This window comes from uncultured Paracoccus sp. (genome assembly GCF_945915435.1).
Classification (GTDB): domain Bacteria; phylum Pseudomonadota; class Alphaproteobacteria; order Rhodobacterales; family Rhodobacteraceae; genus Paracoccus.
Genome location: NZ_CAMEFG010000001.1, coordinates 42,045 through 61,037 on the forward strand (window position 1 = coordinate 42,045; position 18,993 = coordinate 61,037).

At 67.4% G+C, this 18,993-nt stretch carries 17 protein-coding genes; 10 read left to right on the forward strand and 7 right to left on the reverse strand.

What is annotated here, in order from left to right:
• Positions 1 to 142: 142 nt before the first annotated feature.
• The 4 genes from Q0O97_RS00260 to Q0O97_RS00275 are packed head-to-tail and all read left to right on the forward strand — an operon-like array spanning position 143 to position 3,645.
• Positions 143 to 1,063, forward strand: coding sequence for a metal ABC transporter substrate-binding protein (locus tag Q0O97_RS00260; RefSeq protein WP_294923087.1), 921 nt, complete (start codon positions 143 to 145; stop codon positions 1,061 to 1,063).
• Positions 1,056 to 1,928 (forward strand): manganese/iron ABC transporter ATP-binding protein, encoded by an 873-nt coding sequence (locus Q0O97_RS00265; protein WP_294923090.1) that lies wholly within the window; start codon positions 1,056 to 1,058, stop codon positions 1,926 to 1,928. Before Q0O97_RS00260 ends, Q0O97_RS00265 begins: the two co-directional genes overlap by 8 nt.
• The gene (locus tag Q0O97_RS00270) at positions 1,925 to 2,785 is read left to right on the forward strand and encodes a metal ABC transporter permease (protein ID WP_294923093.1); all 861 of its coding nucleotides are present in this window, start codon (positions 1,925 to 1,927) and stop codon (positions 2,783 to 2,785) included. The genes Q0O97_RS00265 and Q0O97_RS00270 overlap by 4 nt, the downstream gene beginning before the upstream one ends.
• Positions 2,785 to 3,645 (forward strand): metal ABC transporter permease, encoded by an 861-nt coding sequence (locus Q0O97_RS00275; protein ID WP_294923096.1) that lies wholly within the window; start codon positions 2,785 to 2,787, stop codon positions 3,643 to 3,645. The genes Q0O97_RS00270 and Q0O97_RS00275 overlap by 1 nt, the downstream gene beginning before the upstream one ends.
• Here Q0O97_RS00275 and Q0O97_RS00280 read toward each other — a convergent pair.
• The 5 genes from Q0O97_RS00280 to Q0O97_RS00300 all read right to left on the reverse strand — a co-directional run bounded on the left by Q0O97_RS00280 (position 3,624) and on the right by Q0O97_RS00300 (position 8,864).
• A complete protein-coding gene (locus Q0O97_RS00280; RefSeq protein ID WP_294923100.1) occupies positions 3,624 to 4,382 on the reverse strand; it encodes an ABC transporter ATP-binding protein in 759 nt (252 codons plus the stop codon). The genes Q0O97_RS00275 and Q0O97_RS00280 overlap by 22 nt on opposite strands.
• Positions 4,382 to 5,248, reverse strand: coding sequence for an ABC transporter ATP-binding protein (locus tag Q0O97_RS00285; protein ID WP_294923103.1), 867 nt, complete (start codon positions 5,246 to 5,248; stop codon positions 4,382 to 4,384). Before Q0O97_RS00285 ends, Q0O97_RS00280 begins: the two co-directional genes overlap by 1 nt.
• Positions 5,245 to 6,159 (reverse strand): ABC transporter permease, encoded by a 915-nt coding sequence (locus tag Q0O97_RS00290; RefSeq protein WP_294923106.1) that lies wholly within the window; start codon positions 6,157 to 6,159, stop codon positions 5,245 to 5,247. The genes Q0O97_RS00285 and Q0O97_RS00290 overlap by 4 nt, the downstream gene beginning before the upstream one ends.
• Positions 6,159 to 7,172, reverse strand: coding sequence for an ABC transporter permease (locus Q0O97_RS00295; protein WP_294923433.1), 1,014 nt, complete (start codon positions 7,170 to 7,172; stop codon positions 6,159 to 6,161). The genes Q0O97_RS00290 and Q0O97_RS00295 overlap by 1 nt, the downstream gene beginning before the upstream one ends.
• Before the next feature lie 96 nt (positions 7,173 to 7,268).
• The gene (locus Q0O97_RS00300) at positions 7,269 to 8,864 is read right to left on the reverse strand and encodes an ABC transporter substrate-binding protein (RefSeq protein WP_294923109.1); all 1,596 of its coding nucleotides are present in this window, start codon (positions 8,862 to 8,864) and stop codon (positions 7,269 to 7,271) included.
• A 285-nt stretch (positions 8,865 to 9,149) separates the two neighbouring features.
• Between Q0O97_RS00300 and Q0O97_RS00305 the strand changes: the two genes are divergently transcribed.
• From Q0O97_RS00305 to Q0O97_RS00320, 4 genes are all read left to right on the forward strand, one after another.
• On the forward strand, positions 9,150 to 10,373 hold the full coding sequence (locus tag Q0O97_RS00305; RefSeq protein WP_294923114.1) for a glutathionylspermidine synthase family protein: 1,224 nt from the start codon (positions 9,150 to 9,152) through the stop codon (positions 10,371 to 10,373).
• Positions 10,374 to 10,375: 2 nt separating this feature from the next.
• Entirely contained in the window at positions 10,376 to 10,981 is a 606-nt protein-coding gene (locus tag Q0O97_RS00310; protein WP_294923117.1) for a DUF1190 domain-containing protein, read from the forward strand.
• 86 nt (positions 10,982 to 11,067) lie between these two features.
• Positions 11,068 to 11,712, forward strand: coding sequence for a bifunctional 4-hydroxy-2-oxoglutarate aldolase/2-dehydro-3-deoxy-phosphogluconate aldolase (gene eda, locus Q0O97_RS00315; RefSeq protein ID WP_294923119.1), 645 nt, complete (start codon positions 11,068 to 11,070; stop codon positions 11,710 to 11,712).
• Positions 11,713 to 11,714: 2 nt separating this feature from the next.
• Positions 11,715 to 12,944, forward strand: coding sequence for an MFS transporter (locus Q0O97_RS00320; protein ID WP_294923123.1), 1,230 nt, complete (start codon positions 11,715 to 11,717; stop codon positions 12,942 to 12,944).
• An 84-nt stretch (positions 12,945 to 13,028) separates the two neighbouring features.
• Here Q0O97_RS00320 and xseA read toward each other — a convergent pair whose 3' ends face one another.
• Positions 13,029 to 14,627, reverse strand: coding sequence for an exodeoxyribonuclease VII large subunit (gene xseA, locus Q0O97_RS00325; protein WP_294923126.1), 1,599 nt, complete (start codon positions 14,625 to 14,627; stop codon positions 13,029 to 13,031).
• A gap of 68 nt (positions 14,628 to 14,695) precedes the next feature.
• On the opposite strand from xseA, the gene purD reads away from it, so the two are divergent.
• Positions 14,696 to 15,964: a phosphoribosylamine--glycine ligase gene (purD, locus tag Q0O97_RS00330; RefSeq protein WP_294923129.1), complete on the forward strand. Its 1,269-nt coding sequence runs from the start codon at positions 14,696 to 14,698 to the stop codon at positions 15,962 to 15,964.
• A 318-nt stretch (positions 15,965 to 16,282) separates the two neighbouring features.
• On the forward strand, positions 16,283 to 17,845 hold the full coding sequence (locus tag Q0O97_RS00335; RefSeq protein ID WP_294923132.1) for a 2-isopropylmalate synthase: 1,563 nt from the start codon (positions 16,283 to 16,285) through the stop codon (positions 17,843 to 17,845).
• Between the two features lie 38 nt (positions 17,846 to 17,883).
• On the opposite strand, the gene Q0O97_RS00340 is transcribed toward Q0O97_RS00335, so the two are convergent.
• Positions 17,884 to 18,717, reverse strand: a complete 834-nt coding sequence (locus tag Q0O97_RS00340; RefSeq protein WP_294923135.1) for a glycosyltransferase — start codon at positions 18,715 to 18,717, stop codon at positions 17,884 to 17,886.
• Positions 18,718 to 18,993: the final 276 nt, after the last annotated feature.

Sequence of the window (18,993 nt, forward strand, 5' to 3'; positions counted from 1 at the left end):
CCCCGCCAAAATGCCCGCCGGTTGCCGTTCCTGCCCCGCCTTTCACGGAAATGCAACCCGGCACCCCTTGCGAATTGTTCTCATCAAGACGACAGTGCAAACCACTCGCAACAACCCGCCGCCCACCACGACCGGAGCCACCATGTCCCGCCGCCCGCCAACCGCCAGCCCCAGGGCATCGCTTGCCGTGCTGGCCGCGCTTGCCCTCGCCGCCCCTGCCGCCGCCGAGACGCTGAAGGTCGCCACCAGTTTCACCGTCATCGCCGACATGGCCCGCAACGTCGCAGGCGACGGGGCCGAGGTCGTCTCGATCACCCGCCCCGGCGCCGAGATCCACGGCTACGAGCCGACGCCAAGCGATCTGGTCCGGGTCAGCGACGCCGACCTGATCCTGTGGAACGGCATGGGGCTAGAGGCCTGGTTCGAACAGTTCCTGGCCAATCTGGGCGACATCCCCGCCGTTGTCGTGACCGAAGGGGTCGAACCGATCCCGATCGCGGACGGCGCCTGGCAGGGCCAGCCCAACCCGCATGCCTGGATGTCGCCGGACAGCGCGGCGATCTATGTCGACAATATCGCCGAGGCGCTGGCCGGGGCCGATCCCGCCAATGCCGATGCCTATCGCGCCAATGCCGAAAGCTACAAGCAGCAGATCCGCGACATGATCGAACCGATGCGCGAAACCCTGCGCACCCTGCCCGAGGACCGCCGCTGGCTGGTCACCTCCGAGGGCGCATTCAGCTATCTTGCCCGCGATTTCGGGCTGCGCGAACTTTACCTGTGGCCGATCAACGCCGATGCGCAGGGCACGCCCCAGCAGGTGCGCCAGGTCGTCGATGCCATCCGCGAACACGATATCCCGGCGGTGTTTTCGGAAAGCACCGTCTCGGACCGCCCCGCCCGCCAGATCGCGGCGGAAACCGGCGCCCGATATGGCGGGGTGCTTTACGTCGACAGCCTGTCGCAATCCGACGGGCCGGTGCCGACCTACCTGGACCTGCTGCGCGTCACTTCGGAAACCATCGTTTCAGGTCTGGCGGTTGGAGGGCCTGCGGATGAGTGACGCCCCCACGGGGATCGGCGTTCGCGACCTGACGGTCACCTATCGCAACGGCCATACCGCCCTGCGCGGCGCGGCTTTCGAGGTTCCGACCGGCTCGATCACCGCGCTGGTGGGGATGAACGGCGCCGGAAAATCGACGCTTTTCAAGGCGCTGATGGGGTTTGTTCCAGCATCTTCCGGCCATGTCTCGATCCTTGGCATGTCCGTAGCCCAAGCACAGAAGCTGAACCTCGTCGCCTATGTCCCCCAGGCCGAGGAAGTGGATTGGTCCTTTCCCGTCCTGGTCGAGGACGTGGTGATGATGGGCCGCTACGGCCATATGGGCTTTTTCCGCATCCCCCGCGCCGCCGACCGTGCCGCCGTGGACGATGCCCTTGCCCGCGTCGGCATGGGCGATTTCCGCAAACGCCAGATCGGCGAACTGTCGGGTGGACAGCGAAAGCGCGTCTTTCTTGCCCGCGCACTGGCGCAGGGGGGCCGCGTCATCTTGCTGGACGAACCCTTCACCGGGGTCGATGTGCAGACCGAATACGCCATCATCGACCTGCTGCGGCAGATGCGCGACGAGGGCCGGGTGATGCTGGTCTCGACCCACGACCTCGGCTCGGTCCCCGAATTCTGCGACCGGGTGGTGCTGGTCCGGGGCACGGTGCTGGCATCCGGTCCGACGGATCAGGTCTTCACGCCCGAAAACCTCAGGGCGGCCTTCGGCGGCGTGCTGCGCCATTTCGTGCTTGGCGCCCATCACCTGCATGACGACGACGACCCGCGCGCGCTGACGGTGTTTTCCGACGACGAGCGCCCGCTGGTCTTTTACGATGAAAAGCACCGCACGACGCGCGAGCAGAAGGACCGCCGCGAATGACCGAAACGCTGCTGCTGCCCTTCCAATACGGCTACATGGCGAATGCGATCTGGGTTTCGGCACTGGTGGGGGCGGTCTGCGCCTTCCTGTCGGCCTATCTGATGCTGAAAGGCTGGTCGCTGATCGGCGACGCGCTGAGCCATTCGATCGTGCCGGGCGTCGCGGGCGCCTATATGCTGGGCCTGCCCTTTTCGCTGGGGGCCTTCCTGTCGGGCGGGCTGGCGGCGCTGACGATGCAATTCCTCAACGCCCGCACGGGGCTGAAGGAGGACGCGATCATCGGCCTGATCTTCACCGGCTTCTTCGGGCTGGGGCTGTTCATGATCTCGCTCAACCCGATGTCGGTCAGCGTCCAGACCATCACGATGGGCAACATCCTGGCGATCAGCCCCGGCGACACGCTGCAACTGGCCCTGATCGGAGGCGTTTCCCTGGCCATCCTGGGCGCGAAATGGCGCGACCTGATGGTGGTGTTCTTCGACGAATCCCATGCCCGCGCCATCGGGCTGCACCCCGCGCGCCTGCGGGTGCTGTTCTTCGCGCTGCTGGCCGCCTGCACGGTGGCGGCGATGCAGACGGTCGGGGCCTTCCTGGTGATCGCGCTGGTGGTCACGCCGGGGGCGACGGCCTATCTGCTGACCGACCGCTTTCCCCGCATCATCGGGCTGTCGGTCGCGATCGGGTCGACGACCTCGGCCGTGGGGGCCTATCTCTCGTTCTTCCTGGACGGTGCGACGGGGGGCGTGATCGTGGTGCTGCAAACGCTGATCTTCCTTGCTGCCTTCTTCCTGGCCCCGAAACACGGGATGCTGGCCGCCCGCCGCCGCGCGCGCCACGCCGCCGAAGGGGCGCCGTGATGGAGTGGCTGACCCTGCCCTGGCAATTCCCCTTCATGCGCGATGCGGCGCTGATCGGGGCCATCATCGCGGTGCCCGCGGCGCTGCTGTCCTGCTTTCTGGTCCTGCGCGGCTGGTCGCTGATGGGCGATGCGGTCAGCCATGCCGTCCTGCCCGGCGTCGTGCTGGCCTACATGCTGGGCGCGCCGCTGCTGGCGGGGGCCTTCGTCGCGGGCATGGTCTGTTCGCTGCTGTCGGGCTTCTTGCAGGAAAACAGCCGGGTCAAGCAGGACACCATCCTGGGCGTCGTCATGTCGGGGATGTTCGGGCTGGGGATCGTGCTTTACACGCAGGCGCAGACCTCGCTGCACCTGGATCACATCCTGTTCGGCAACATGCTGGGGGTGGGCGCGGAAGATATCCGGCTGTCGGGCTGGATCTCGGGCGTGGTGGTGGCGGGGCTGCTGCTGAAATGGCGCGACCTGGCGCTGATCTCGTTCGACCCGGTGCAGGCGCGGGTAGCGGGGCTGCCGGTCCGCGTCACCCATTACGCGCTGCTGGCCGCGCTGTCGCTGACCATCGTTTCCATGATGAGCGCGGTTGGCATCATCCTGTCGGTGTCGCTGCTGATCGCGCCGGGGGCCATCGCCTTCCTGGTGACGCGCAGCCTTGGGCAGATGCTGGCGGTATCGGTGCTGGTCGCGCTGGCGGGCACGCAAGGCGGGGTGCTGGCCAGCTTCTGGCTGGACAGCGCACCGGCGGCAACCATCGTGCTGCTGCTGACGGCGATCTTTGTCGCGGCCTTTGCCGCCCGCAACCTGGCCGTCAGGCGGCGCGACCGGCGGGCCGCGCCCCCGGATCAGGCGGAATCGCGGACATAGCCAAGGCTGGCCGCGATCAGGCTGCGCGCATAATCGGACGCGGCATTGCCCGCGCGCAGGTCTGCCACGCCCATCACCTCGACCAGTTCGCCGCCGCGCATGACGGCCAGCCGGTCGCACATGTGGCCGACGACCGACAGGTCATGGCTGACCATCACATAGGTCAGCCCGTGTTCGCGGCGCAGATCGGCCAGCAGGTTCAGGATCTCGGCCTGGACCGAGACATCCAGCGCCGAGGTCGGCTCGTCCAGCAGCAGCAGGCGCGGCTCGGCGGCAAGGGCGCGGGCAATGGCCACGCGCTGGCGCTGGCCACCCGAAAGCTGATGAGGATAGCGAAAGCGAAAACCCTTGCCCAGGCCCACCGAATCCAGCAGCCGGGTGATGCGCCCGTCGATGCCGTCCATGCCCTGAAGGCGCAGCGTCTCGGACAGCACCCGGTCGATGGAATGGCGCGGGTGCAGGCTGGCATAGGGGTCCTGAAACACCATCTGCACGGTCTTGTGAAAGGCCCGGCTGCGCCTTGATCCGGCGATGGTCTCGCCCGCCACGCTTACCTGCCCCGACCATGTATCCACCAGCCCGGTGATCGCGCGCAGGATCGTGGACTTGCCCGAGCCGCTTTCGCCGACAAGGCCGAAGCTTTCGCCCTCGGCCACCTGAAAGGAAACCTCGCGGACCGCATCCACGCGCTCGGGCGGGTGGCCGAACCAGACGTTCAGGTTTCGCACATCCAGCATCAGGCGCCCCCCTCGAATGTCTGGCCGTCGCGCCAGCTTTCCTGACGCTGCAAGACCGCCAGCCGCTCGACCGGGTGGTCCAGCCGGGGCAGGCTGTTCAGCAGCCCCTGCGTATAGGGATGGCGGGCCTTGTGCAGGTCCCTGGCGTCAAGCTGCTCGACGATCCGGCCCGCATACATGATCAGCACCCGGTCGCAGAATTGCGACACCAGGTTCAGGTCGTGGCTGATGAAGATCAGCCCCATGCCCCGGTCGCGCACCAGCCGGTCCATGATGTTGAGAACCTCGGTCCGCACCGATACGTCCAGCGCCGAAGTGGGTTCGTCCGCGATCAGCACCTCGGGGTCGGGGGCCAGCATCATGGCGATCATGATGCGCTGGCCCATGCCGCCGGAAACCTCGTGCGGATAGGCGTCGAAAACCCGTTCGGGGTCGCGGATCTGGACGGCGGCCAGCATCTCCAGCGCCTTGGCACGGGCGTCGGCGCGCGAGGCGTTGCTGCCCTGGCGGTAAGCCTCGACGATCTGGCGGCCGATGGGCATGACCGGGTTCAGGCTGAACTTGGGGTCCTGCATGACCATGCTGATGCGCTGGCCCCGGATCTTGCGCATCCGGCGCTGCGGCAGGTTCAGGATGGACTGGCCGTCCAGCGTCATGCTGGCCGCCGTGACCTTGCCCGGCGGACGGACGAGGCCGAGGATCGCGCGCCCCGTCATCGACTTGCCCGAGCCGCTTTCGCCCACCACCCCCAGCCTTTCGCGGCCAAGGTCGAAGCTGACGCCGCGCACGGCCTCGAACGTGCCGCTGCGGGTGGGAAAGCTGACGCGCAGGTCGCGGACGCTGATCAGGGGGGCATCCGTCGTCATTCCTTGGCTCCTTTCGGGTCCAGCACGTCGCGCAAACCGTCGCCCAGCAGGTTGAAGGCAAGGCTGACGACAAAGATCGCAAGGCCCGGCATGGCCGCGACCCACCAGAAGTCCAGGATGTAGTTGCGCCCGTCCGAAATCATCGCGCCCCATTCGGCCAGCGGCGGCTGCGCGCCAAGGCCAAGGAAGCCAAGCCCCGCGGCGGACAGGATGATCCCCGCCATGTCCAGCGCCACCCGCACGATCATCGACGACAGGCACAGCGGCCAGATATGCCCGATCAGCAGCCGCGTCCGTCCCGCGCCCTGCAAGCGCGCGGCCGCGATGAAATCGGCGCGGCGGATGGTCAGCGTCTCGGCCCGCGCAAGGCGGGCATAGGGCGGCCACGAGGTCAGCGCCAGCGCCAGCACCGCGTTGCCGATCCCCGGCCCGAGCGCCGCGACGAAGGCCAGCGCGAGGATCAGCTTGGGGAACGCCAGGAAGATGTCGGTCACCCGCATCAGCACCTGGTCGACCCAGCCGCCCGCGAAACCCGCCACCGTGCCGATGAACAGTCCGATGATGGGCGCCACCAGCGCCACGGTGCCCACGATGAACAGCGTCGTGCGCGAACCCCAGATCAGCCGCGACAGGATATCGCGGCCAAGCGCGTCCGTGCCCAGCCAGTTCGCGCCCGAAGGTGGTTGCAGCCGGTTCGCCAGGTTCTGCGCATAGGGGTTCTGCGGCGAGATCCAGGGCGCGAAGATCGCCGTCAGCACCAGCAGCACCAGGATGATCAGCCCCAGCATCGCCAGCTTGTTGCGCCGGAAGGTGCGCCAGCCCTGATAGGCCGCGCCAAGCCGCGCCTGCCTGCGCGATTGCGGGGCGTCCGACAGCAGCCATTCGCGCCTTGTCATGGTCCTGTCCGCCATCAGCCCGCCCTCGGATCAAGGAAGCGATAGAGAAGGTCGCTGAGCAGGTTCAGCCCCACGAAACAGGCGCCGATCAGGACCGTCCCGCCAAGCACGGCGTTCATGTCGCCCGCCAGCATCGCGTTGGTGATATATTGCCCGATGCCGGGCCAACTGAAGATGATCTCGGTCAGCACGGAACCTTCCAGCAGCGAACCGAAGGACAGCGCAATCACCGTGATCAGCGGCACGGCGATATTGCGCAGCGCATGGCCCCAGATGACGCGGGTTTCCGACAGGCCCTTGACGCGGGCGGTGGTGATGTATTCCGCCGAAAGCTGTTCCAGCATGAAGCTGCGGGTCATGCGGCTGATATAGGCAAGGCTGAAATAGCCCAGCAGGCAGGCGGGCAGGATGATATGGGAAAAGGCATCGCGGAACGCGCCCCAGTCGCGCGCCAGCGCGCTGTCCAGCAGGATCATGCCGGTGACGTTCGGCACCATGCCGTCGTAGATGATGCCCTGCCGTCCCGGCCCGCCGACCCAGCCCAGGATGCCGTAAAAGATCAGCAGCCCCATCAGGCCCAGCCAGAAGATCGGCATCGAATAGCCCACCAGCGCCACGACCCGCGCGACCTGGTCGATCCAGCTTCCCCGCTTGGCCGCCGCGATCACGCCAAGCGGCACGCCGACGCAGACGCCGATCAGCGTGCCCAGCGTCGCAAGCTCGATCGTGGCCGGGAACACGCGCCTGAGGTCGTCGGCCACGGGGTGGCCCGTGGAAATCGAGCGGCCGAAATCGCCCCGCAGCACGTCGCCGACATAACGCAGGAACTGTTCCCACAAGGGGCGGTCCAGCCCAAGCGCCTGATAGGCGGCCTCGTATTGGGCCTGGGTGGCGCGTTCGCCCACCACCTTCAGCACCGGGTCGATGGGCATGACCCGCCCGATCACGAAGGTCACGACCAGCAGGCCCAGCAGCGTCAGCACCAGCGACAGCACGATGCCGCCGATCTTGACCAGCCGCCGCCGCATGGCCGACGAATGCCCCCGCCCCGGCGGCGTCATACCGGCCGGAGGCAGGGCCGAGGGCGGTTGTCCGCCCTGCGGGGGTTCCATGACGGCCAAGGGTTATTCGCCCTTCACGACCTGACGGTAAGAGACCGAGGCGACAGAGCCGCCCGCCGACCAGTTCTGGACGTTGGCCTGCATCCCGGCCTGCTCGACGCGCTGGAACATGGGCACGATGGGCGCGATCTCGCGATACTGGCTCTGGATGTCCAGATACATCTGGCTGCGGGTCTCGGTGTCGTTCTCGACCACGGCGGCGGCGACCTTTTCGGCCAGGTCGTCCGGCACCGCCCACGAGTTGCGCCAGGCCAGTTGCGAATGGCGCGCCTCGGGCGAGTTGTCGGGGTTGACGGCAAAGGTCGAGACGTTGGTGTTCGGGTCGGCGTAATCCGGCCCCCATTCGCCGATGAAGATCGGCACCTGCCGCGCGCGATAGGCGTCCAGCACCTGTGCGCCGGTCATCTGCTGGATTTCCAGCGTCAGCCCGGCCTCGGCAAAGGAGGCCTGCAAGGTCTGCGCCACATCGACATATTCGCGGATGTCGCGGACGACCGTGCGCAGCGTCCCCGAGGTCACGCCCGCCTCGGCCAGCAGTTCGCGCGCCTTTTCGACATCCAGCGACCACGGGTTTTCATCGGTCGAACCCAGATAGCCCGCCGGAATGATGTTCTGGTGAACGATCCACTGGCCTTCAAGGAAGCTGTCGGCCATGCCCTGATAATCGACCAGGTGCTTGATCGCCTCGACCACCTGCGGCTGTTGCAGCAGTGGATCCTCTTGCGACAGGCCCATATAGAGGATGCGCCCGCGCGGCTCGGACGTCACCGTCAGGGCGTCGTTGCCCGCCAGCCCCTGGACGTCGTTGGGCGACAGGTTGCGCGCCACGTCCACGTCGCCGCGTTCCAGCAGCAGGCGTTGGGCGCTGCTTTCCTGGACATGGCGCACGACGACGCGCTTCATTTCCGGCGCGCCGCCCCAATAGTCTTCATATGCCTGCAACTGGACCTGTTCGTTCGGACGCCATGCCGTCAGCGTGTAAGGCCCCGAGCCTGCCGAATTGGTCGAAAGCCAGGCATTGCCCAGGTCGTCCTCGCCGCCGTTGGCCAGCACGGTTTCCTTGTCCACGATCCCGCCCGAGTTCGAGGCAAGGCAGTTCAGCACGAAGGACAGCGCATAGGGCTGGTCCAGTTCCAGGATCACCTGGTTGCCCTCGGCGCGGATGCGTTCCTCGACGTTATCGGGGGTAAAGCCGAATTGCGTGAAGATGAAGGCGGGCGACAGGTCCAGCTTGACGACGCGCTGCAAGGACCACGCCGCGTCCTCGGCCCGGACGGGGTTGCCGGAATGGAAGGTGACGCCTTCGCGCATGGTCAGGGTGACGGTCGTGCCGTCCTCGCTGACCTCCCACGATTCGGCAAGGCTGGGCTGAAGGCCCGCCTCCAGGTCCAGCGGGTCGAAATCGACCAGCCGGTCGTAGAGGTTCCAGCCCACGTCGTTGCCCGAGAATTCGAAGCTTTGCGCCGGGTCCAGGCTGATGATGTCGTCGACCTGCGCGGCCACGACCAGCATGTCGGCGGGCGTCTCGGCCATCGCCGCCGGAGCGGCTGCAACCGCCGTCGCCAGAAGAAGGGCACGCAGTGAAATGGTTCTGGTCATGATGGTGATTCCCTGTTGGCCGCCTGTCTCGCGGCATATCCGTGGCCCCGAGGATGACCCCTTCGCGCGAAAGGGGCAAGGGGAACAGGACCGCCGCCTTGCGCGGGTTGAAGCAAGTCGCGATCGTAATCGCAAACGCCGCCTTATGTATAGGCATGAACGGTCCCGCCGACGCAACGTAGGAAACCCGCCAGCCCCGCCCCGATGCCGCCCCGATGCCTCGCCGGGGTTGCATCCCAGAGCCGTCCTTGCCATCTGGTGGACAAACCCTGAAAAGGCTGCCCCATGCGCAAGATCACCCTGCCCGAGCGCCCCGGCTGGCGCGACCGCGCCGCCGAGCTTGGCTTTACCTTCGCCGACATGGGCGGGGAACCCTATTGGGACGAAACCAGCGCCTATGCCTTCACGCTGGACCAGATCGAGCGCGACATCGAGGACCCCGCCACCGAACTGCATGACATGTGCCGCGAGGCCGTGGCGCTGGCCGTCGCGGACGAGGAATGGCTGGAACGCCTGGCGATCCCGCGCCAGCATCACGACCTGATCGCCCAATCGTGGACCCATGACGAGCCTGAACTTTACGGCCGGATGGACCTGTCCTATGACGGCACCGGCCCCGCAAAGCTGCTGGAATACAACGCGGATACGCCGACCTCGCTTTACGAATCCGCCTCGTTCCAGTGGCTGTGGCTGGAAGAGCAGCAGCAGCTTGGCGTGCTTGGTCCCGATACCGACCAGTTCAACGCCATCCACGAATCGCTGGTCGAACGCTTCGGCCAGATCACCGATCCGGGGACCGAGATCCATTTCGCCGCCGACAAGGACAACCCCGAGGATTACGCCACCGTCGAGGCCCTTGCCTGGGCCGCGCGAGAGGCGGGGATGGGCGCGCATTTCACCGACCTTTCCGGCATCGGGCTGTCCGACCAGGGCCAGTTCACCGACGACCAGGACCGGGTAATCGGCACGCTGTTCAAGCTTTACCCGTGGGAGGACATGCTGCGCGACGAATTCGCCGCGCATCTGCAATCCTCGCGCACCCGCTTTCTGGAACCGCCGTGGAAGGCCGTGCTGTCGAACAAGGGCATGCTGCCGCTGCTGTGGCAGATGTTTCCCGGCCATCCCAACCTGCTGCCCGCCTTCTTCCATGCCGACGTGGCCGATGCGCTGCGGGGCGGCACGCCCGCGCCCCATGTCGCCAGCGCCTTCGCGGCGGCGCAGGACGCGCTGCGGGCAGGCCATGTCACCAAGCCGCTGTTCTCGCGCGAGGGGGCGGGGGTCGCGATCCATCAGGATGGCCGGATCGCCGAGGAAACCGGCGACGACAGCTATTCGCACCACCCCATGATCGTGCAGGCGCTGGCGCCCCTGCCGCTGATGGACGGCTTCCACCCGGTCCTGGGCGCCTGGATCGTCGGACGGTCCTGCGTGGGCCTGGGCCTGCGCGAGGATCGCGCCCGCATCACCCACAACCTTTCCCGTTTCAAACCGCATTTCATCGAGGGATAGTCATGGCCAAACGCAAGAGATCACGTCACGTTGCGCTGCTTCTGGCCGGTTCGGCCGCACTTGGCCTTGCCGCCTGCGAGGACGACCGCGTCGATGCGCAATCCTTCCCCGACCTGCAAAGCTGCGTCGCGGCGGCACAGGAAAACAGCCTCTGGTTCACCGAGGACGATTGCCGCACCACTTTCGCGGCGGCCCAGCAGGAATACCTGGAAACCGCACCCCGCTACGAATCGAAAGAGCTGTGCGAGCAGGAACACGGCGTCGGAAACTGCGGCGACGATCCCGCGCAAGGCGCGCAGGGCACGGGCGGCGGCGGGTTTTCCTTCATGCCGCTGCTGGTGGGCTACATGATGGGTTCGATGATGGCGCGCGGCGGCGGCATCTTCTCGCAGCCGATGGTGAACACGGCGGACGGGCGCTATTCGACCGCCAAGGGCGACCAGAGCTTTGCCAGCAACCGCGGCACGGGCAAGGTCGCGGCGCAGACCTTCACGCGCGGACCGACGACGATGGGCCAGCCGCCGCTGAGCCAGGCGGCGGTGCAGCAGCGCGGCGGCTTCGGGCGGTCGGCCACGGCACGGGGCGGCGGGCGGTCCTTCGGCGGCTGACGGGCTTGCGTCCGGGGGCATAAAGGCGCAGGCTGCGCCGCGCGCCCCCTGGGCCGACCGTTATCCCCGCCCCTTCCGAGGCCCGCATGAACCCGAAGCTGCAATCCGATCAGATCCTGAAACTCGCCGGGCTTGCGCCGGTCATTCCGGTCCTGGTGGTCCACGACCCCGAGACCGCCGAGCCGCTGGCCCGCGCGCTGGTGGATGGCGGCCTGCCCGTGCTGGAGGTGACGCTGCGCACCCCCGCCGCGCTGGATGTGATTTCACGCATGGCCCGGATTCCCGGCGCCCATGTCGGCGCGGGCACGGTGCTGACGCCCGACGACCTGCACCGCGCGCAGGATGCGGGCGCGGGCTTTGCCGTGTCCCCCGGCGCAACCGACCGGCTGATCCGCGCGGCCGAGGATGCCGCCCTGCCCCTTCTGCCCGGCGCCGTCACAGCATCCGAGATCATGCGCGCCGCCGATCACGGCTATCGCATGCTGAAGTTCTTTCCAGCCGAAGCCGCGGGCGGCGCGCGCGCGCTGAAATCGCTGGCCTCGCCCTTGCCGCATGTCTCTTTCTGCCCGACGGGGGGGATCGGCGCGGCGAATGCGCCGGACTACCTTGCCCTGCCCAATGTGCGCTGCGTCGGCGGTAGCTGGATCGTTCCCGACCGCGACCTGGCACAGGGCAACTGGGACGGCATCCGCGCGCTGGCGCAGGCCGCCGCGGGGCTGGCAAGGGGTTAGAAATGACGGACACCGCGACCCACGACATGCCGCGGACGCGGCGCAATGTCGCCGTGCTGGCGTTGGCCCAGGCCATCCTTGGCGCGCAGATGCCCGTCAATTTCACCGTCGCCGGGCTGATCGGGCAGATGCTGGCGCCAAGCCCCTGCATCGCCACGCTGCCCTTGTCGATCTTCATCCTCGGCTCGGCGCTGTCGGCGCGTCCCCTGGCGGGCTTCATGCAGCGCCACGGGCGGCGCGCGGGCTTCCTGCTGGCCTGCCTTTCGGCGGTGCTGGGCGCCGTGATCTCGCTGGCGGGGCTGTGGTATCAGTCCTTCGTGCTGTTCTGCCTGGGCGCGCTGCTGACGGGCGTCTACATGGCGGCGCAGGGCTTTTACCGCTTCGCCGCGACCGACACCGCCCCGCCCGAGTTCCAGGGCAAGGCGATTTCCTATGTGCTGGCGGCGGGGCTGGTTTCGGCGCTGCTGGGGGCGCTGATCGTGCGCGAGACGGAAAGCCTGACCGCCGTGCCCTTCATGGCGACCTATGGCGTGATCTTGCTGATCAACCTTGCCGGGCCGGTGATCTTCGCCTTCCTGGACATCCCCAAGCCGCCCGCACCCGCCCAGGGCGCCCCCCGTGGCCGCCCCCTGCGCGAGTTGATGCGCACCCCCGAGATCGCCGTCGCCATGATCTGCGGCACCATCGCCTATGCGCTGATGAACCTTGTCATGACCTCGACCCCGCTGGCGGTGGTGGGCTGCGGTTTTGCGACGACGGATGCGGCCAATATCGTCAGCCTGCATGTGGTCGCGATGTTCCTGCCCTCGTTCTTCACGGGGTTCCTGATCGCGCGATACGGCGCGCCGCAAGTCATTTTCGTGGGCATCGCCATCCTGGCGGGCGCGGCGCTGGTCGCGCTTTCGGGGGTCGAGCTGGCGCATTTCTACGGCGCGCTGATCCTGCTGGGGCTGGGCTGGAACTTCGGCTATATCGGGGCGACGGCGCTGCTGACCCGCTCGCACCGCCCCGAGGAGCGCGAGCGGATCCAGGGCATCAACGATGCGGTGGTCTTTGGCGGGGTATTCCTGGCCTCGCTGTCGTCGGGCGGGCTGATGAACTGCCTGGGCGGGAATGCCCAACAGGGCTGGAACGCCGTCAACCTGGCGATGATCCCGCTGCTGGTGCTGGCCGGCGGCATGCTGATCTGGCTGAGGCTGCGCCCGCGCGAAAACCCGCGAACGCAGGGCTAGCGCATCCGCGGCAAAACCCGACCCGCGTCTCACGCCGCCGCGACAGGGCGCATCAGGGGCTGCGGCAGGTCCGCCTGGAACAGTCTAGAACAGCGACTTCTGCCCACCGGGATCAGGCTTGCGCCGCCTGGGTCTGGCCTCGGTCGCGGGCGGGGTTTCCGGGGCGGGCGGGGGGCCTTCGCCATCGGGTCGAGCGGTGATGCGGCCATCGTGAAACTCGACCTGGAAGGCCGGGACGCCGCGCGCGGCCTCGGCCGAGGCGATCAACCCCTTCGGGCCGTGGACGATGGCGAAGCCGCGCCCCAGGGTCTCACGGTAGCCCAGTGTCTGGCGCAGCCGGTCCAGGCGTTGCAGCCCCTCGCGCCGGGTCTGGACGATGCGCGGGCCGGATGCCGCCAGCCGCGCAGCCAGCGCCGCCAGCGCCTGCCGGTCGCGCAGGGTCTGGCGTCGGGCATCGGCCAGCCCGCGCTGGCGCGCGCGCGCCACCCGTTCGCCCAGGTCCTTCAGCCGGTCGGCACGGCGCTGGCGGGCGCGGCTTTCGGCGGGTTGCAGCCGGGCGGCCAGCACCGCCAGCCGCTCGCGCCAGCCGCGCAGGAAGCGCCGCAGCGAGGCCAGCGACAGGGGCAGCGCGCTCAGCCGGTCGCGGCGGGTGCGGACGAAGCCGCGCAGGGCAGGCTCCAGCCGCTGGGCGAAGAGGTCGAACCGCTGCCGCGCCCCGTCGGTCAGCGCCTGGGGCCGTCCCAACGCCCGGCCAAGGTCGCGCAGCCGCTGGCGCTGCTGCCCGACCCTGCCCTGCTGGGCGCGCATCATCCGCAGCCCGGCCTCGGCCACGCGGGCGGCAAGATCGGCACGCACGGGCACGGCCATCTCCGCCGCCGCCGTGGGCGTGGGCGCGCGCATGTCGGCGGCGAAGTCGATCAGCGTCGTGTCGGTTTCATGCCCCACCGCCGAGATCAGGGGGATGGCGCTGTCGGCGGCGGCGCGCACGACGATTTCCTCGTTGAAGCCCCAGAGGTCTTCAAGGCTGCCGCCGCCGCGCGCGACGATAATCAGGTCCGGGCGCGGGATCGCCCCGCCCGGCTGCAATTCGTTGAAGCCGCGAATCGCGGCGGCGACCTGCGGCGCGCAATCCTGCCCCTGCACGGCGACGGGCCAGATCAGGACATGGCTGGGAAAGCGGTCGCGCAGCCGGTGCAGGATGTCGCGGATCACCGCCCCCGAGGGCGAGGTGACGACCCCGATCACCCCCGGCAGCCGGGGCAGCGGGCGCTTGCGCGCATCGTCGAAAAGCCCCTCGGCCGCCAGTGCCTTGCGGCGCTTTTCCAGCATGACCATCAGCGCGCCCGCGCCTGCGGGTTCTATCGCCTCGACGATCATCTGGTATTTCGACTGGCCGGGGAAGGTCGTCAGGCGACCGGTGGCGATGACCTCGATCCCTTCCTCGGGGCGGGTCTGCAATCGCGCGGCCTGTCCCTTCCAGGTTACGGCGGCCAGCACGGCGCGGTCGTCCTTGAGGTCGAAATAGAGATGCCCCGAGGCCGGGCGCGAGACCCGCCCGATCTCGCCCCGCACGCGGACGCGGCCAAACTGATCCTCGATCGAGCGTTTGACCGCCCCCGAAATCTGCGACACCGTGTATTCGTGGGCGTTGTCGCCCTGAGCCTCGTCGTCCAGCAGATCCATGCACCGCCACCTTGTTCCTTGCAGGGCGGCAGACTAGAACGCAGGCGCAGATTTAGAAAGGGCCACGCATGAACATCCTGATCCTTGGCAGCGGCGGGCGGGAACACGCGCTTGCCTGGGCGATCCGCCAGAACCCCAAGTGCGACCGGCTTTTCGTCGCACCGGGAAATGCCGGGATGGGCGACGTGGCGCGCTGCGTCGAGCTGGACATCATGTCCGCCCCCGCCGTGATCGGTTTTTGCGAGGAAGCCTCGGTCGACCTGGTGGTGATCGGACCCGAGGCACCGCTGGCCGCGGGCGTCTCGGACGCGCTGGCTGATGCGCGGATCAAGGTCTTCGGTCCCTCCGCCGCCGCGGCGCGGCTTGAGGCGTCCAAGGCCTTCACCAAGGAAATCTGCGACGCCTGCGGTGCGCCGACCGCCGCCTGGGCAAGGTTCGACGATGCCGAGGCGGCGCGCGGCTACATCCGCGCGCAGGGCGCCCCCATCGTCGTGAAGGCCGACGGGCTGGCCGCCGGCAAGGGCGTCACCGTCGCCATGACCGTCCCCGAGGCGCTGGAGGCCGTCGACCGCGCGCTGGGCGGCGAGTTCGGCGAGGCCGGGGCCGAGGTCGTGATCGAGGAATTCATGCAGGGCGAAGAGGCCAGCTTCTTCGTCCTGTCGGACGGCACCCATTGCCTGCCCATCGGCAGCGCGCAGGACCACAAGCGCGTGGGCGACGGCGACACCGGGCCGAACACCGGCGGCATGGGCGCCTATTCGCCTGCGCCGGTGCTGACGCCCGCGCTGCAAGAGCAGGTGATGGCCCGTATCGTGCGCCCCACCATCGCCGAGATGGCGCGGTGCGGCACCCCGTTCCAGGGCGTGCTTTACGTCGGCCTGATGATCCACGGGGGCGAGGCGAGGCTGGTCGAATACAACGTCCGCTTCGGCGACCCGGAATGCCAGGTGCTGATGATGCGGCTTGGCGCGCAGGTGCTGGACCTGATCCTGGCCTGCACCGACGGGCAGTTGGACAATGCCCGCGTGAACTGGGCCGAGGACCACGCCCTGACCGTGGTTCTGGCCGCGAAGGGCTATCCCGGCAGCTATGAAAAGGGCAGCGTGATCGGCGGGCTGGACGATCTGCCCGACGACGGGTTTCGCAAGGTCTTTCATGCAGGCACCGCATCGAAGGACGGCCGGATCGTCGCAGTGGGCGGGCGCGTCCTGGCCGCGACCGCGCGGGGCGACAGCCTCGCGCAGGCGCGCGAGCGGGCCTATGCGCTGGCCCAAGCGATCGACTGGCCCGAGGGGTTTTATCGCCGCGACATCGGTTGGCGGGCGCTGGCGCGCTGAACGGGCGGTGTCGCGGGCCGCATGGTTGCGACATGGGTATTTGGGTGATGAAGAAAGCGGGCGCCGGTCTTTCCCGTTCTTCGTTCCGATTCAGGGGTTTTCAAGCGGCGGATCGGGTGGCTATAGTGGCGCCATGACTCGGACGCGACATCATATCGCCTCGGCCAGGAACGCGCAGAACGGCGCGCGTCTTGCCGTGTCCCTTCGCGGTCTGCTTCTTCTTACGCTTCGCTGAGCGGGTCTTCCGGGCCGCCGCTCAGTGGGGTTCGTGCCCGGATTAACGAAATCTCAGGAATTTGCACGTAAGAAGGACCGGCCATGACCGACAAGAACCATGTATTGATCTTTGACACGACCCTGCGCGATGGCGAGCAATCGCCCGGTGCCACGATGACCCATGCCGAAAAGCTGGAAATCGCCCAGATGCTGGACGAGATGGGCGTCGACGTGATCGAGGCGGGCTTTCCCATCGCCTCGGAAGGCGATTTTGCGGCGGTGAGCGAGATCGCGCGGCAGGCGCAGAACAGCGTGATCTGCGGGCTGTCACGCGCCCAGATCCCGGATATCGACCGTTGCTGGGAAGCCGTGCAGCATGCGAAACGCCCGCGGATCCATACCTTCATCGGGACCTCTCCGCTGCATCGCGCCATTCCCAACCTGGACATGGACCAGATGGCCGACCGCATCCACCAGACCGTGACCCATGCGCGCAACCTGTGCGACAACGTGCAATGGTCGGCGATGGATGCGACCCGGACCGAGCATGACTATCTGTGCCGCGTGGTCGAGATCGCGATCAAGGCGGGGGCGAGCACGATCAACATTCCCGACACCGTCGGCTATACGGCGCCGCGCGAATCGGCGGCGCTGATCGCCATGCTGCTGGAGCGGGTTCCGGGCGCCGACGAGGTGATTTTTGCCACCCATTGTCATAACGACCTGGGCATGGCGACGGCCAACAGCCTGGCTGCGGTCGAGGCCGGCGCGCGCCAGATCGAATGCACGATCAACGGCCTGGGCGAACGCGCCGGCAACACCGCGCTGGAAGAGGTCGTCATGGCGCTGAAGGTTCGCCACGACATCATGCCCTATTCGACCGGCATCGACACGACGAAGATCATGGGGCTGTCGCGGCGGGTCGCGCAGGCATCCGGCTTTGCGGTGCAGTTCAACAAGGCGATCGTGGGCAAGAACGCCTTCCTGCACGAATCGGGCATCCACCAGGATGGTGTTCTGAAGAACGTCGAGACCTTCGAGATCATGCGCCCTGCCGACATCGGGCTGAACGAAAACAACATCGCAATGGGCAAGCATTCGGGCCGTGCGGCGCTGCGGGCCAAGTTGCACGACCTGGGCTATGAGGTGGGCGACAATGCGCTGAAGGACATCTTCGTGCGCTTCAAGGCGCTGGCCGATCGCAAGAAGGAAATCTTCGACGAGGATCTGGTCGCCCTGATGCAGGACAGCACCGCCAATACCGGCGACGATCACTTGCAGGTCAAGCATCTGCGGGTCGTCTGCGGCAGCGACGGGCAGTCGGCCGATCTGACCATGATCGTCGGCGGGCAGGAACAGACCGTTCAGGCCACGGGCGACGGGCCGGTCGATGCCTGCTTCAACGCGGTCAAGCAGGTCTTTCCGCATAGCGCGCGGCTGCAACTGTATCAGGTCCATGCCGTGACCGAGGGGACCGATGCGCAGGCCACCGTCAGCGTCCGGCTGGAAGAGGAAGGCCGCATCGTCAACGGCCAGTCCGCCGACACCGACACGATCCTGGCCAGCGTCAAGGCCTATGTCGGTGCGCTGAACAACCTGATCCTGCGCCGCGCCCGCACCGGCAAGGACGCGGATGCCAAGGAAATCACGATGTATTCGCATTGATCCGGTAAAGGGCGCGGGTGGATCCTGCGCCCTTTATTTCAGGCTGGACGGCGCAGGGACGACCAGTCGAAACCGGCCAGGAAGGGGAAGCTGTCCGCGACCTCGGCGTCGAACTCGGGCCGGGTCAGCGGCTCGTAGCCCCAGGGGTGGCGCGGCGTGCCCTCGCGCGCGGTATCGCCCTGGTCCCAACGCAAGACCAGATGCCCGGTGATCGAGGGGTCGAGGCAGGAAAACAGGTTCCGCGGCAGTTCGAAATGGTTGACGGCATAGATCGAGCGGCCGGCCACCATCAACCGCGCCGCGACCCCTGCCCCGACGAAGGGCCGCCACGTGCGCCAGAAACTGGGCGGCTGGCCGTCATATGTCATCACGCTGAGGCCGCGCGGAAAGCTGAGCGCGAAGCGCGGCAGCCCCCGCAGCCGCTGCGCGTTCTGCCGCAGCGTGGCGATGAAGGAGATCCCCACCGCATCGTCGTCGTCCAGCCGGAATTGCAGCGCATTCGCCCCGGTTTCCTGCTTCACGGCGGTGAGGATGGGGCGCAGCGCGTCCTCGGTATGGGTGGCGTCGGAAAAGACCACGCGGGCCTGCGGCAGGGTGGCGGCGACTGCGCGCAGCGCCTCTTGCCATTTTCGGGGCATCCGGGTCGAACCAAGGATCACGAAATCGAAATCCTGATCGCTTTGCGCCTTCAGCCCGGCCAGCGTGATATGTTCCAGCGTGTGCAGCCGCAGCCGCATGCGCTGGTCCTCGAACAGGTGCCGGGCCTGCCGTTCCAGCCGCGCCTGATCCCGCGCGACGGCGGGGCTGGTCATGCCGATCCAGTCACCCTTGCCGAGGAAGGCAAAACGGCAAACTCCCACAATCCGGTTCATCATTTATTCATAACCATATGATACAGCATCATTAAGCGCATTTTCAGAAACCAGGTCATCCAATGAACGAAACCTCTGCACCCCACTCGAAAACACCGAAAAACAGCCTGATCTATCGGCCAGATGAAGCCTAACGACAAGTGAAAACCTTTGCGAAATCCGCCGCCACGGGCTAAGGGGACAGGCAAGAAAACCCGATGGTTCAGCGAAACGGGCTTTCATACGGGCGCGGCGCGGAATATATGGGCGCATCGCGGCGGAACGGCGATTCCGGCC